Source organism: Acidimicrobiales bacterium (assembly GCA_041394245.1).
Classification (GTDB): domain Bacteria; phylum Actinomycetota; class Acidimicrobiia; order Acidimicrobiales; family Aldehydirespiratoraceae; genus JAJRXC01.
The window spans coordinates 102,382-115,282 of sequence record JAWKIR010000004.1 but is presented as its reverse complement, the minus strand read 5'-3'; the positions used below and the strand labels follow the sequence as shown (position 1 = coordinate 115,282).

Annotated in this window: 13 protein-coding genes; 5 read left to right on the top strand and 8 right to left on the bottom strand. The window is 68.9% G+C overall.

Annotation, left to right across the window (positions count from 1 at the left end; genetic code table 11):
• Nucleotides 1-24: 24 nt before the first annotated feature.
• Nucleotides 25-183 carry a hypothetical protein gene (locus tag R2707_19320; GenBank protein ID MEZ5247245.1) on the bottom strand — a complete coding sequence of 53 codons (159 nt, stop codon included), beginning with the start codon at nt 181-183 and terminating at the stop codon, nt 25-27.
• 124 nt (nt 184-307) lie between these two features.
• Nucleotides 308-706 (bottom strand): hypothetical protein, encoded by a 399-nt coding sequence (locus R2707_19315; GenBank protein ID MEZ5247244.1) that lies wholly within the window; start codon nt 704-706, stop codon nt 308-310.
• Nucleotides 707-787: 81 nt separating this feature from the next.
• Here R2707_19315 and R2707_19310 point away from each other — a divergent pair, with 81 nt between their 5' ends.
• Nucleotides 788-1,624, top strand: coding sequence for a DUF1932 domain-containing protein (locus R2707_19310; GenBank protein MEZ5247243.1), 837 nt, complete (start codon nt 788-790; stop codon nt 1,622-1,624).
• 2 nt (nt 1,625-1,626) lie between these two features.
• Nucleotides 1,627-2,700, top strand: a complete 1,074-nt coding sequence (locus tag R2707_19305; protein MEZ5247242.1) for a hypothetical protein — start codon at nt 1,627-1,629, stop codon at nt 2,698-2,700.
• 54 nt (nt 2,701-2,754) lie between these two features.
• On the opposite strand, the gene R2707_19300 is transcribed toward R2707_19305, so the two are convergent.
• Nucleotides 2,755-3,195 carry a DUF4262 domain-containing protein gene (locus tag R2707_19300; GenBank protein MEZ5247241.1) on the bottom strand — a complete coding sequence of 147 codons (441 nt, stop codon included), beginning with the start codon at nt 3,193-3,195 and terminating at the stop codon, nt 2,755-2,757.
• Between the two features lie 167 nt (nt 3,196-3,362).
• Here R2707_19300 and R2707_19295 point away from each other — a divergent pair, with 167 nt between their 5' ends.
• On the top strand, nt 3,363-4,505 hold the full coding sequence (locus tag R2707_19295; protein MEZ5247240.1) for a magnesium transporter CorA family protein: 1,143 nt from the start codon (nt 3,363-3,365) through the stop codon (nt 4,503-4,505).
• A 1-nt stretch (nt 4,506) separates the two neighbouring features.
• Here R2707_19295 and R2707_19290 read toward each other — a convergent pair whose 3' ends face one another.
• Genes R2707_19290 through R2707_19280 form a run of 3 tightly spaced genes read right to left on the bottom strand, consistent with a single transcriptional unit; the run spans nt 4,507 to nt 8,819 of the window.
• On the bottom strand, nt 4,507-6,339 hold the full coding sequence (locus R2707_19290; GenBank protein MEZ5247239.1) for a M3 family oligoendopeptidase: 1,833 nt from the start codon (nt 6,337-6,339) through the stop codon (nt 4,507-4,509).
• A 48-nt stretch (nt 6,340-6,387) separates the two neighbouring features.
• Nucleotides 6,388-7,389, bottom strand: coding sequence for a cytochrome d ubiquinol oxidase subunit II (locus tag R2707_19285; GenBank protein MEZ5247238.1), 1,002 nt, complete (start codon nt 7,387-7,389; stop codon nt 6,388-6,390).
• The gene (locus tag R2707_19280; GenBank protein ID MEZ5247237.1) at nt 7,386-8,819 is read right to left on the bottom strand and encodes a cytochrome ubiquinol oxidase subunit I; all 1,434 of its coding nucleotides are present in this window, start codon (nt 8,817-8,819) and stop codon (nt 7,386-7,388) included. The genes R2707_19285 and R2707_19280 overlap by 4 nt, the downstream gene beginning before the upstream one ends.
• Before the next feature lie 183 nt (nt 8,820-9,002).
• On the opposite strand from R2707_19280, the gene R2707_19275 reads away from it, so the two are divergent.
• Nucleotides 9,003-9,815, top strand: a complete 813-nt coding sequence (locus R2707_19275) for a YihY/virulence factor BrkB family protein (GenBank protein ID MEZ5247236.1) — start codon at nt 9,003-9,005, stop codon at nt 9,813-9,815.
• An 8-nt stretch (nt 9,816-9,823) separates the two neighbouring features.
• On the opposite strand, the gene R2707_19270 is transcribed toward R2707_19275, so the two are convergent.
• Nucleotides 9,824-11,029 carry a serine hydrolase domain-containing protein gene (locus R2707_19270; protein MEZ5247235.1) on the bottom strand — a complete coding sequence of 402 codons (1,206 nt, stop codon included), beginning with the start codon at nt 11,027-11,029 and terminating at the stop codon, nt 9,824-9,826.
• A 30-nt stretch (nt 11,030-11,059) separates the two neighbouring features.
• Nucleotides 11,060-12,463: a wax ester/triacylglycerol synthase family O-acyltransferase gene (locus tag R2707_19265; GenBank protein ID MEZ5247234.1), complete on the bottom strand. Its 1,404-nt coding sequence runs from the start codon at nt 12,461-12,463 to the stop codon at nt 11,060-11,062.
• 217 nt (nt 12,464-12,680) lie between these two features.
• On the opposite strand from R2707_19265, the gene R2707_19260 reads away from it, so the two are divergent.
• A complete protein-coding gene (locus R2707_19260) occupies nt 12,681-12,890 on the top strand; it encodes a hypothetical protein (protein MEZ5247233.1) in 210 nt (69 codons plus the stop codon).
• The last annotated feature ends 11 nt before the right edge of the window (nt 12,891-12,901 follow it).

Sequence of the window (12,901 nt, the reverse complement as noted above, 5' to 3'; positions counted from 1 at the left end):
CCCGCCGCTACCGGCGACTTCGATCTAGAACGGTGTCAATCGCCAGACGATCCAACCGAACCCGATGGCGATCACCCACGATCCCGTGAGCACTCCCAGAATGAGCAACCCCTCGCCCTCGGAGAGGTGGCTCTCGGCCGCCTCCGGGCAGTCCTTCGTCTGCCTTCCCTCGATTTTCAACACGCCAAAACCTCTTCCCACCTTGCGCACCCCGCCCGATGCACACGTCAAGGTTGGCAGGGTCGGGTACATCCCGCACGCACCACCACGGAACGTGACAGATGTGACCACCCGGTAGGAACGATGTTCAGAAGAGCGTTTCCTGTGCGGACGCAGGCTGCTGCCACGACGCGGCGAGATCGGCGAGGCTCAGCAGGTCGAGGCCCAGCGCCGCCAGCACGCGGTCATAGCCCGAAGGCAGCTCACCGAAGCGCGTGTCGCCGGCCTCCGCCGCCAACAGTTCGGGAACCGAGAGGCCGTGACGCTCGGCGAACTCCTCGGGCCCGATCAGCTCACTGACCCGCGCACCACGTGCCACCGCAGCCGCCACCGGATGGACAACGCCGGCCGCCCGGGCCTGCGCCGCCATGCGTTCGACCATCGCCGTCGCATCTCGACGCATGACGCGGGCTTCCTCCGCGTCGGCAATCGATTGGGCGACGGCATCGACCAGAACACGATGTCCGGCGGCGACCACGGTGAGCATGTGCACATCATGTCGAGGGGGTGTGACACTCACCGCCGGCAGGCGACACGCCGAGCGATCCGAACTGCCACACTGGGGTCCATGTCGATCGGCATCCTGCACCCCGGCTCGATGGGCACCTCACTCGGTGCTGCGCTGGTCGGTGCAGGTCACGAGGTGGTGTGGGCATCGCAGGGCCGCAGCCCGGCGACCCAGGAGCGCGCCGAGGCCGACGCGCTCCACGACGTGGGGACGCTCGATGCCCTGGTCGGGCGAAGTGACACGATCATCTCGGTGTGCCCGCCCGGCGACGCGCTCGCCGTCGCTCGCGACGTGGCCGCGCTCGGCTTCTCGGGTGTCTATCTCGACGCCAACGCCGTCGCTCCCCAGACCGCGCGCACCATCGCGGCCACCGTGGGTGCCGGTGGGGCGCTGGCACTCGACGGGGGGATCGTCGGGCCACCGGCCCGACACGCCGGACTCACGGTCCTCTACCTCTCCGGCGATCGAGCGCGCAGCGATGCCGTCGCCGCCCTGTTCGCGAGCGGGCCGCTCGAAACCCACCATGTCGGCGACGAACCCGGCGCCGCATCAGCGGTGAAGATGGCGTTCGCGGCGTGGACGAAGGGAACGAGTGCCCTGTTGCTCGCGATCCGGGCGCTGGCCGAGATCGAGGGGGTCGTCGAGGGGCTGGATCATGCATGGTCGACGCTCACCCCCGAACTCGTCGACCAGTTGCCCCGCACTGCTCGGGGTACCACCCCCAAGGCCTGGCGTTTCGTCGCCGAGATGCACGAGATCTCCGCCACCTTCGACGCCGCCGGCCTCCCCGCCGGTTTCCACCAGGCGGCGGCCGAGATCTATGGGGCCCTGACCGATCTCCGCGACCGAGACGACATCGAGGTCGACGACGTCGTCCGGCGACTCGTGGAGGGCTGAGCATGTGCGACACGTTCGCGACCTTCGGCGCCGGCGGCGCGCTCTTCGCCAAGAACAGCGACCGACCCCGCGACGAGGCCCAGGTCGTGCGCTGGCATCCGGCCCGACGGGGCAACGCCACGACCGAGACGCAATACCTGACCATTCCCGACCACGGCGCCCACGGGATGCTGCTCTCGCAGCCCACGTGGCTGTGGGGGGCCGAGCACGGGGTCAACGAACACGGCGTCGCCATCGGCAACGAACGCCTCTGGGCGGCCCGGACCCACGACGATGATCCCGCCCTGATCGGCATGGATCTGGTCCGGCTCGGCCTCGAACGGGGCGCGACCGCCGACGAGGCGTGCGATGTGATCACCGACCTGCTCACTCGCTACGGCCAGGGCGGGAGCTGCGACGCCACGGCGAACGATCCCTACGACTCCTCGTTCCTCATCGCCGATGCACGAGGCGGATGGGTCGTCGAGACGTTCGGCGCCGACTGGGTGGCGGCGCCCCTCGATGGGCACGGTGCGATCTCCAACCGCTACACCCTCGGCAGCGGGTGGACCCGGGCGTCGCCCGGTGTGACCGCGGGCTTCTCGACGCACGACTGGCACGATGCCCGCGTCGACACTCGCCTGGCGGACCACCGTCTTCGCGCCACCACCACATGTGCAACCCAGAATCGTGCCCTCGACCCGACGATCGCGATCGCCACACTTCGAGACCACGGCACCGGGCCGTGGGGGCGCCCCGGCCACGAGGCCGAGGCCGTACCGCCCCCGACCGAACTCGGCGACGACCTGTCGGGCGTGACGGTCTGCATGCACGGACGACTGATCTCGACGACCACTGCGTCGATGGTGGCGCGCCTGCACCACGATGGCCGCCCACCGGACACGTGGATCTGCATCGGCTCGCCGTGCGTCGGCGAGTACGTCGCCGTCGCACTGGACGCGGTGCCTGCCGAACTGGCCGACGAGTCGACATGGCAGGCCACCGCGGCGATCCGCGACGAGGTCGAACTCGAGCCCGCGAGCCTCGCCGCGATCCGATCGACGATCGCACCACGGGAGGCCGACACCTTTCGCTGACGGCGTGCGATTCGTCACCGTCCGACGATCGACCTGCACGGGCCCGAGCACGACTCAAGATGCTCGACGAACCTCGTCGAGACGCCGCTGCCGCGGACGGCAGTCGCCGCAGAACCATGACGGCCCGGGAAGCAGCTGGACGAAGTCGCCGGTCGACGCCGCCATCGAATAGCGGCCTTCCCATGCCGCAACCAACCCGTCGTCGAAGTGCGACGCATCGACGGTCACCAGTTCCACATCGAGCAGCTCGAGCGTTTGGGGACTGATCTCGCCGAAGTCGACATAGTCCTCGCCGACCGCCTGGATCAACGCCTTCTGGATGGCGGGTTCGATGTCGACGACGATCAACTCCGGCTGGTCCCAGCTCTCGAAGGCACCGACCGTGTAGGTCCACGGCCGTTCGTCTTCCACATGGATCGTGGTGAAGCCGTGCACCCGGATCACCAGATCGGTGTGGCGGGCGATCTCCTCCCAGCTGTAACCATCGCAACGCATGCACATACGCGGTCTCCCTCTGTCTCGAGAGACCGGCGACACGCCGCCGGCGAGCGGAGCATCAGTGTGTCGAGGCCGTGTGACACTCAGTCCGCCCGCGCCGGCGCGACGGACTCACCGCCGACAGGATCACCGACCACGACGTCGCGACGCGGGATCATTGCGCCATGGAGATCCGCGCACTCGAGTGTGCTCGACCGGACCCAGCCGTCGTCGCCGACATCGGCGTCGACCCGGCCGACGACATCAAATGGCGGTGGATCGACATCCGGGTCGAGCCGGGCGACACGGCGGCGTTGGTGGCGTTCGTTGCCAGGTTCGAGCTCGACCCGCTGGCGGTCCGTCATGCGATGAGCGAAGGCGACCTGCCGAAGACCGAGGACTTCGGCGAGTCCCTGCTGGTCATCCTCCACGGCTTGGCCGAGGACCGTGTCGCGACCTACGAGGTCGACTGCTTCCTGCTGGAGCGTGTCCTGATCACCATACGACGGCGCCACTCCCCGGCGATCGAGGCGCTGTGGACCGAGGTCCAAGAGCGCGTCGAGCTGACGAGCGGTGGCGCCGACGAGCTCCTCGCCCGGCTCGCCAACGTCCTGACCCGCCGACTCGTCGCGATCCTCGATGTGTTCGACGCCCGCATCGAGCACCTGATCGAGCTTGCGCTCCAGGCCGACGGGTCGCTCATCCGCGAGGTGACGCTCGTCCGCCGAGACCTCGCCGCCGTGCGCCGAGCCGTCCAACCCCAGCGCGAAGTACTCGATCTGCTCCGGGTGTCGACGTCGCCGCTGATCACCCGGTCGGGGCAGCGGCGTTGCTCCGACGTCTTCGACGTGGCGTCGCGGGTCAGCACGGGGATCGACGCCGCACGCACCGCGCTCACCGAGGCGCTCGAGGCCTATCGCGGCGCGGAGGCCAAGAAGGCCACCGAGGTGAGCAAGGTCCTCACCATCTATGCCGCGATCATGCTGCCGCTGAGCCTGATCGTGGGCTTCTTCGGCATGAACTTCCAGAACCTTCCGGGCACGGCCAACGACAACGGCTGGCTGATCGTGACGATCGCCATGTGTGCCCTCGCCGCCCTCTCCCTCGGGGTGTTCGTGTCGCTGGGATGGATCCGCCGTCCGTCGGGGCGCGAGGCCGGCGTCCTGGTGGGGCGTGGACTCATCGAAGGAGCCCGTGCCCCCATCGAACTGGTCAACGCCGCACTCGAGATCTCGCTCAGCCCGATCCGAAAGAGCAGCGACGAGGCGCCCGATCAGTCGTCCGACACCGACGACCAAGGGGCTTCGACCACAACCGACGACCCCTGAGTCAGACGCGACCGGCGGCCTCCGCCGCCGCCTCGGCCCGGGCGATCTGGGCATCGACGATCTCCAGGCCGGACGACCAGAACGCCGGGTCGGTGAGGTCGCATCCGACGATCGCCGCGAGCTCCTCGGGCCAGCGAGACCCGCCCGCGCCGAGCAGCTCCAGATAGCTCGGCACGAACGCCGCACCCTGCGCCTCGTACTGGGCGTAGACCGAGAGTGCCAGCAGCTGGCCGTAGGCGTAGGCGTACACGTAGCCGGGGGTCCCGATGAAGTGCGGGATGTAGGACCACCAGCTGCGATAGCCCTCGGTCACCTCCACCGTGTCGCCGAACAGGTCCCCCTGGGTCGTTGCCCAGTGCTCGGCGAAGTCGTCGGTCGACAGCTCGCCGATCTCGCGGCGGTGGGTGTGGACGGCGTTCTCGAAGCGGTTCATCGCAACCTGACGGAAGACGGTCGCGATGTTGCCCTCGACCTGCTGGGCGAGCAGCGCGAAGCGATCGCCGGGGTCGTCGGTGCGATCGAGCAGCCGCTCGAAGGTCACGGTCTCACCGAACACCGAAGCCGTCTCCGCCAGGGTCAGCGGCGTCGACTGGTGGAAGATCCCCTGAGGACGCGACAGATAGCCGTGGACGGCATGCCCGAGCTCGTGGGCCAGGGTCAGCACATCGCCGGGGGTCGCCGTGTAGTTGAGGAACACGTATGGATGATGGTCGGGCACGGTGTACGCGCAGAAGGCGCCGCCCCGCTTGTCGTCTCGGACCGGGGCATCGATCCAGCCCTCGTCGTAGAAGCGATCGACGATGTGGGCGAGCTCCGGGCTGAAGCTCGCGTAGGCGTCGCGCACCGTCGCCTTCGCCTCGTCCCAGGGCACGTGCACGTTGGTCTCGGCGACCGACGAACCGCGGTCGTAATCGGCCAGCCGCTCGACGCCGAGCACCCGGGCCTTCAGCCGGTACCAGCGCTGGGGAAGGTCGTAGCGACCTACGACGGCCTCGACCAGCGCCTCGACCGACTCGTCGCTCGCCTCGTTCCCCTGATTCCACGCCGAGATCCAGGTCGGATAGTGGCGTAGACGGTCGTCGGTGCTCTTGTCGGCGAGGAGCGTGTTGAAGACGAACGCCCGGTTGCGCAGCCCGGGCGCGAGCCCTGCGGTCACCGCATCGGCGGCCGTGCGGCGCACGTCACGGTCGGGATGCATGAGACGCGACAGTCCCGCGTCGAGGGGCATCTCGGCACCGTCGAGTTCCACCCTGATCGCCGAGGTCAGTTCCGTGAAGAGGCGCACCCATGCCGAACGCCCGGTCGGCGCCTTGTTGGCCAGCAGCTTCTCTTCGGCCTCCGAGAGCACATGGGGTCGCCGCAGCCGGGACGTCTCGAGATGGTGCCGGTGCGAGGCGAGCTCCGGGGAGCTCATCAGCGCCTCGGCCCGCTCATCGTCGATGGCGAGCCACTCGAGCTCGAACCAGACGAGTTCCGCGCTCAGCGCTGCCGTGCGTTCCTGGATCTGGGCCATGAAGGCGCCGTTGGCCGGATCGGCGACGTCGGTGGAGAAACGCAGCGACGCGTAGTTGGCGGCCCGGTGGGCGGCATCGAGGAGTTCGGCCTGTGTCCCGAGCCAATCGGCGATCTGGCCTGCCTCGGCGTCGGCGAGCTTGCCCTTCGCGTCGGCGGTGAGCGCGGCGGCGAGCTCGTCGGCCCGGTCGAGCAGCGCAAGGGCTCCCTCCACCCCGCTCTTGCCGGCGACGTCGGCCACCAGGGTCTCGATGTTCCAGGCGACGTCCTCGGCGCCCGTCTCCGTCTCTGCTGCCGTCTCTGCTGCCGTCTCTGCCGTCATGGCTGCGGAGTGTAGGCCCGGCGAATCGTCACCGGCTGCGCGGGCGCCTCACTCGACCCCGACACGGTTCCGGTCGGCGAGCACCAGGAGGTAGACGAGCGGGGGGACGACCAGGACCCCGGCCGCGGCGGATGCCACGATCAGTCCCCACAACGTCGCCGGTTCCGCCGCGTGGTCGTCGAGGTGCATCTCGTCGACGAGGATCCACGGATACTGGGCCACGCCCCAGCCGATCACGATCGCGGCGACCGCCACCGCCGCCGACGCACGCGCTTGCCGAAGACGATTCCTCCACAGCAGCACGAGGGTGACGAGACCGGCGAGGGCCGAGACGACGACCGCCGGTGCGCCCCGGCCGACGAGCCCGTCGGAGAGCGTTTCGGCATCAGCGGTCAGCGGCACGATGCCCGCCAGGGCGGCGACGCCGGTCACCGCCCCCACTACCAGGGAGCGGCGCCGGAGCGAATCGGCGAGTCGGGGTGCGTCGAGCCCCGCGGCGTCGGCCGCGAGGAAGACGCCGGCGAGGAAGGTGCACGTCAGGACCGCGAGCACGCCACCGACGAGCGATGTCGGGTTGATCCACGACGACCAGAGATCGCCGGTCCCCTCGGCCGGGACCCGCCCCGATGCGACCCCACCGGCGATGGTGCCGAGGAAGAACGGCGTCATCAGCGACGAGGCCGCGAACATCACCCCGGCCACTCGCGCCCACCGAAGCGACGGCGAGAACTTCCGGAACGCGAACCCGGCGCCGCGCAGGACGATGCCGAGGCCGGCCAGCCAGAACGGGATCGCGAGCGTGCGCATCAGCTGGGCGAACGCATCGGGGAAGCCGGTCCACATGAACACCAGGACGAAGATCAGCCAGACGTGGTTGGCCTCCCACACGGGCCCCAACGCGTGGTCGATCACCCGGCGTAGTCGTCCGCCCTTCTTCGCGTCGCCGGCTCCGAGGTCCCACACACCGCTGCCGAAGTCGGCACCCGCGAACACGGCATAGAGGACGACCGCGAGGAACATGGCGGCAGCGACTGCGTCGACGAGGCTCACGAATCGTCCTCGGCGATGCCCAGCTCACCGGCAGGGCCGTAGGGCGTGGCGAGGTCCTTCTCGCCGGCGGCCCAACGACGCGACATCGAGAAGATCGTGGCGAGCGTGGCCACGGTCATGCCCGCGTAGACGACGACCAGCACCGCCAACGTCACCCAGATGTATCCGGCGTCGGTGACGGCATCCTCGGTGCGGAGCACGCCGTGAACGATCCAGGGCTGACGCCCGACCTCGGTTGTGATCCAGCCCGTCTCGAGCGCCACGATCGCGGCAGGGCCGGCCACGACCATCGCGCGGAGGAATCGGCGGCTCTCGAAGAGATGGGTCCACGGATGCGGGAGCCCGCGCCGCCGCGCGGCCCGGAGACGAAGGAGCGCCCAGCCGACGAAGACCACCAGCGACGTGCCGATGCCGATCATCAGCGTGTAGGCGAGGTGGACGATGCCCACCGGCGGACGTTCGTCGGCCGGCACTGTGTCGAGACCGATCACCTCGGCATCGAAGTCGTTCTGGGCCAGGAAGCTCAGCAGACCGGGGATCGGGATCTCGATGGCGCCGCGCAGTTCACCATCGATCACCACGCCGCCGATCCGGAGCGGAGCACTGACCTCCGACTCCTCCAACACCTCGATGGCGGCGAGCTTGATGGGTTGATCGTCGGCGATGCGCTGGGCCGCGAAGTGCCCGACCACCGGCTGGAGGGGCGTGGCGATGGCGGCGAAGACGAAGGGCACGATCGCACCCAGCCGCTGCAGACGGTCGGTGTGGCCCCGCAACATGCGCACCGCGTAGACCGCGCTCATCGTGAACCCGACGACCATGATCGCGGCGAGGTACATGTGCGCGGCTTGGAGCCAGACGTGGTCGTTGAAGATCGCAGCGATCGGATCGACGTCGACGACCTCCCCGGACTCGTCGATCCTGAAGCCGGTCGGGGCGTTCATCCACGCATTCACCGAAACCACCATGAACGACCCGATGACCCCCGCCGCCATGATCGGCACGAGCATCAGCGAGTGCACACGGCCCGGGAGGCGACCCCAGCCGTAGACGTAGATGCCGAGGAAGATCGCCTCGGTGAAGAACGAGATCCCCTCGAGTGCGAAGGCGAGCCCCACGACATCGCCGAACCGCTCCATCAGGCCCGGCCAGAGGAGACCGAGTTCGAACGACAGGATCGTCCCGCTGACTGCGCCGACCGCGAACAGCACGGCGCCGACCTTCGACCAGCGCTTCGCGAGTTCGAGCGCGTCGGCGTCGCCGCGCAGCCCCCGACGGTGCTGGACGAAGATCATCGCCGGCAGCGCCATTCCGAAGCAGGCCAGGATGATGTGCCATCCGAGGGACAGCGCCATCTGGTTGCGCGCCGGGGTCAGGGCGTTCGATACCGAGAGCAGCGCAGCGGGGTTCATGCCCCCATGTTCGCCCACGGACGGCACCTACCCCCCGACGAGCGGCAGTGGCGTCCGTCTCGTGCGGCGGCGGGTGAGCGTCACTGGTTGGGCGCGCACCGCCCGTTAGCGTCGTTTCCATGACGGAGCGGACCCGCGACCATCACTGAACGCGTCCCGACCCCGGGGGCGCGCGCCGGGCGTCCCGAACTGCGCACGATCGTGCGCAACATCACCGCGCACCACACCATGCTGGTCGCGAGCGGCGTTGCCTTCACCTGCGTCTTCTCGCTGATCCCGGCGATGATCGCCGTCGTGGCCGTCTACGGGCTCGTGGCGTCGCCTTCCGATGTCGAGTCGCACCTCCGACCGCTCGTCGACGCGCTCCCCGAGGAGGCGGGTCAACTCCTGATCGAGCAACTCCAGAACGTGACCGTCGTCGACAGGACCGAGATCACGGTCGGACTCGCGTTCGCCCTCATCGGTGTCGCGTGGGCGATCTCGAGCGCGATCAACGCGATGGTGATGGCGATTCGGATCGCCCACGAGGTCCCCAGCCCGCACAACTGGCTCCAGGGACGCCTCTTCGCGCTACGGCTGAGCGTGGTGGCGGTGACCGCAGCGGCCGCGATGATCTGGCTCGTCGTGGTGCTTCCGCCGGTGATGGACGGCGCCAACGTCGGCGGCGTCTACCGCTGGGCCGTCTCGATCGGCCGATGGCCACTGACCCTGCTCATCTCGACCACCGCACTCGCGCTCTTCTATCGAGCCGTCGTGGGACACCGCACCGGACGGTTCCATTTCATCTCGTGGGGCGCCATCGTGGCCACCGCCATCTGGGTCCTCAGCACCATCGGACTCAGCGTCGTCTACGGATACTTCGGACGGATCGAGTCGACCTTCGGCTCACTCGGCGCCGTGGCTGCGCTCATGGCGTGGCTGTACCTCACGGCCCTCGCTGCGCTGATCGGGGCCGAGATCGACGGGGCCCGCTTCGACCACAACGGCGACAGCGCCCGCCGGCCGGTCGCCTGAGGCTGCACTCATCCGGGCGGGCCGTCCAAGGCGTCGACGGCGCCCAACAGCGCTCGGCTGAGATTCACCACCCGGGCATCACCGACGGGCGTGCCGCCGCCGCGATTGCAGGTCATCGCCATCGACACGTCACGGGTCGGATCGGCCCACGCGCCGGAACCACCGAATCCGTAGTGACCGAACGCGTCCTTGCCGGTCCGTCCCGTTCCCAGCACCCGGTGGTAGCCGAGTCGCCACCGCATCGGCATGACCAGCACCAGGTCGCGTCGGTTGTTCTGTTGGGTGCCGATCTCGGCGACCCGCTCGGGCGAGAACATGGTCACGTCACCGAGCGTTCCGTTCCCGGCCAACACCGCATACATCGCCGCCAGGGAACGGGCGGTGAAGAACCCGTTCGCGGCGGGGATGGAGGCGTCCATGATGTCGGGCGACACGATGACGTCCTCCATCCCGCGGGGCAGGAGCGCGTTGATCATCCGTCTGGTGTTGACGGGTGCGCGGGTGAGGCTCAGCGTCTTCGCGAACTGGGTGCCGATGATCTTCTGGACCCGACGGATCGGCTTCGGTGCGTTGCCGAAGATCGGACCCATGTGTTCGAGCGGAGCGACCCGGTGTCGCTCCTCGGGCGGACAGCCGAGAAAGAGTCCGTCGAGCGCGAGCGGCGCGGCGATGTCGTCGACCACCACGCGACCGAGCGGCCGGCCGGTGACCCGTCGCACGATCTCGCCCGCGAGCCACCCGTAGGTGAGCGCGTGGTAGCCGGTCCTGGTACCGGGCGGATAGGCCGGCGCTTCTCGGGCCAGACGGTCGACCATGTGGTCCCAGTCGAGCATCTCCGAGGCGTCGTCGATCACGCTGCGCAGGCGATGGAGACCGGCGGAGTGGCTCAGCACGTGACGGACCGTCACCCCCTCCTTGCCGTTCTGAGCGAACTCGGGCCAGTACGTGGCGACGGGTTCGTCGTAGTCGAGCAGACCCGCCTCGGCCTGGAGATGAAGAGCGAACGACGCCACCCCTTTCGTCGTACTGAAGCACATCGCGAGGGTGTCGGCCTCCCAGGGGTCACCGTCGTTTGTCCGTTCGCCGCCCCACAGATCGATCACCAGCTCGCCGTGGTGGTACACCGCGAGCGCGGCACCGCCGCCGGCCCGATCGAGCTGACGACGGAACGTCTCGGCAACGTCGACGAATGCGGGCGCGTAGCTGCCTTCCATCGCCGAACTCTGCTCCACCGGCGTCGGCATCTAGCGGATCACCGCGTCGACGAGGACCCGGAACTCCTTCTCGATCCCCCCGGCAACCAGGTCGAGGTCGGGCAACAGGTCACGATCGCCGGTCACCCCGAAGAACAGCTGGCCGTCGTAGGACACCACCGCGATGGTCAACCCCTCGTTGTCCAGGACCTCCACATAGGGGTATGTCCGCAACACTCTCGCGCCACCGAGGTACAGCGGCATCGGTGGACCGGGAATGTTGGTGATCACGAGGTTCATCGGGATCGTCCTGGTCAACAGCTTCGTGAGCGTGGGCGCGAGCGCCGGGATGCCGTCGGCGAGGCTGACCATCATCTCCGCGCCGTCGACCACCCCCGACCCCTTGGCCTCGACACAGCGCTGGTGCACCGTCTCGAGACGGGCCGCGGGGTCGGGCTCGGCGACCGGCAGTTCGATGATCACCACCGAGATGAGGTTGCCCAGTGTGTCGCCGTGCTGATCCTCGCCACGACGCGACACCGGGACCATCGCCGTCAGTCGGCGATCCGGTTCGTCGACATCGATGTCGCGATCGCGCAGGAACTCGCGCAAGGCGCCGCTGCACGCCGCCAGGACGATGTCGTTGAGGGTGACGTCACGCCGTTTGCGGATCTCGGCGACCAACGACATCGGGATGTCGGTGTGGGTCCACCGGCGGTGGGCCGAGACCGGCTGATTCCACGGTGTGGCGTCGGGTGGGGTCGCGAGGACGCCCACCGCCTTGGCCACGTTGCCGACGGCGCTGATGAACGGCTCGGGGTTGCGCACGACGCCGACCGCTGACCTGACGATGTCGAGCGGACGAGCGAGTTGATCGACGACGGAATCCGCGAGCAGCCGACGCGAGGACGGTGCCGGCCGGGGCGTCCAATCGATCGGCTCGACGTCGCCGTCGAACGACACGGGCTCGAGATCGACGAGCGCGAGCGCCATGTCGACGTTGGCGATGCCGTCGCCCATCGCGTGGTGGGTCTTGATGATCATGGCGACGTCGTCGCCGGCCATGCCGTCGACCATCCACAGCTCCCACAACGGTCGGGAGCGGTCGAGCGGCAACGACTGGAGCCGACCCATCAGGGTCGCCAGTTGCCGGTCGTCGCCGGGGCGCGGGAGCGCCGTGAGACGCACGTGGTGGTCGATGTCGAAGTGCTCGTCGTCGACCCAGATCGGGCGCCCCTGCGAGAGTGGCACCTCCATCACCCGTTGGCGGAGGCGCGGCACCTGCGCCAGGCGCCGCTCGACGTGGGCCTTGATCTCGTCGAACCGGATCCGGCCCGTCTCGTCGCGCAGCGGCCCGCCTTCCAGCACCGACAGCGATCCGACGTGCTGCGGCTCGCGGGGCGACTCCAGATGCAGGAATGCGGCATCGGCCGCCGTCAGGCGTTGATAGGTCATGTCGGTCCTCCACCGTGACCGTACGACCCGACCGGGCCCAAGGGCCATGGACCAAAGTCCTTCAACGAGAAGGTCCTTCAGCGAGAAAGTCCTTCAGCGAGAAGGTCCTTCGGCAAAAGTTGGGAAATCTCGCGACTTCTCGGCTCGTGGGTCGTTGTACCCATACACCCCGTCCGAATGGCACCCGCCCACGACCCGAGCCACAGGCCTCCGCCCCATGTCTGAACGCCGCAACACACTCCTCCCGCCCCACCTCCGGGTCAACGACCGACGTCAGGCCGAACGCGTGGCTGCGATCGCCGACCCCAGGTATCCGGCGACGGGGACCACCCGGATCTCGGCACTCCTGGCCGCGGCGAGGGAGCGAGAGCACGAGCAACGCCTTGCCGACGCCCGGGCCCGTCGCGGCCCGATCCGGACCGACTGAGCGCGCCTCGG

Bases quoted from the DNA above. Each gene is read 5' to 3' on its own strand.
- R2707_19295 (MEZ5247240.1), top strand. From the start codon at position 3,363: ATGGAGATCCGCGCACTCGAGTGTGCTCGACCGGACCCAGCCGTCGTC.
- R2707_19265 (MEZ5247234.1), bottom strand. From the start codon at position 12,463: ATGACCTATCAACGCCTGACGGCGGCCGATGCCGCATTCCTGCATCTG.
- R2707_19290 (MEZ5247239.1), bottom strand. From the start codon at position 6,339: ATGACGGCAGAGACGGCAGCAGAGACGGCAGCAGAGACGGAGACGGGC.
- R2707_19270 (MEZ5247235.1), bottom strand. From the start codon at position 11,029: ATGGAAGGCAGCTACGCGCCCGCATTCGTCGACGTTGCCGAGACGTTC.
- R2707_19300 (MEZ5247241.1), bottom strand. From the start codon at position 3,195: ATGCGTTGCGATGGTTACAGCTGGGAGGAGATCGCCCGCCACACCGAT.
- R2707_19305 (MEZ5247242.1), top strand. From the start codon at position 1,627: ATGTGCGACACGTTCGCGACCTTCGGCGCCGGCGGCGCGCTCTTCGCC.
- R2707_19260 (MEZ5247233.1), top strand. From the start codon at position 12,681: ATGTCTGAACGCCGCAACACACTCCTCCCGCCCCACCTCCGGGTCAAC.
- R2707_19315 (MEZ5247244.1), bottom strand. From the start codon at position 706: ATGCTCACCGTGGTCGCCGCCGGACATCGTGTTCTGGTCGATGCCGTC.
- R2707_19310 (MEZ5247243.1), top strand. From the start codon at position 788: ATGTCGATCGGCATCCTGCACCCCGGCTCGATGGGCACCTCACTCGGT.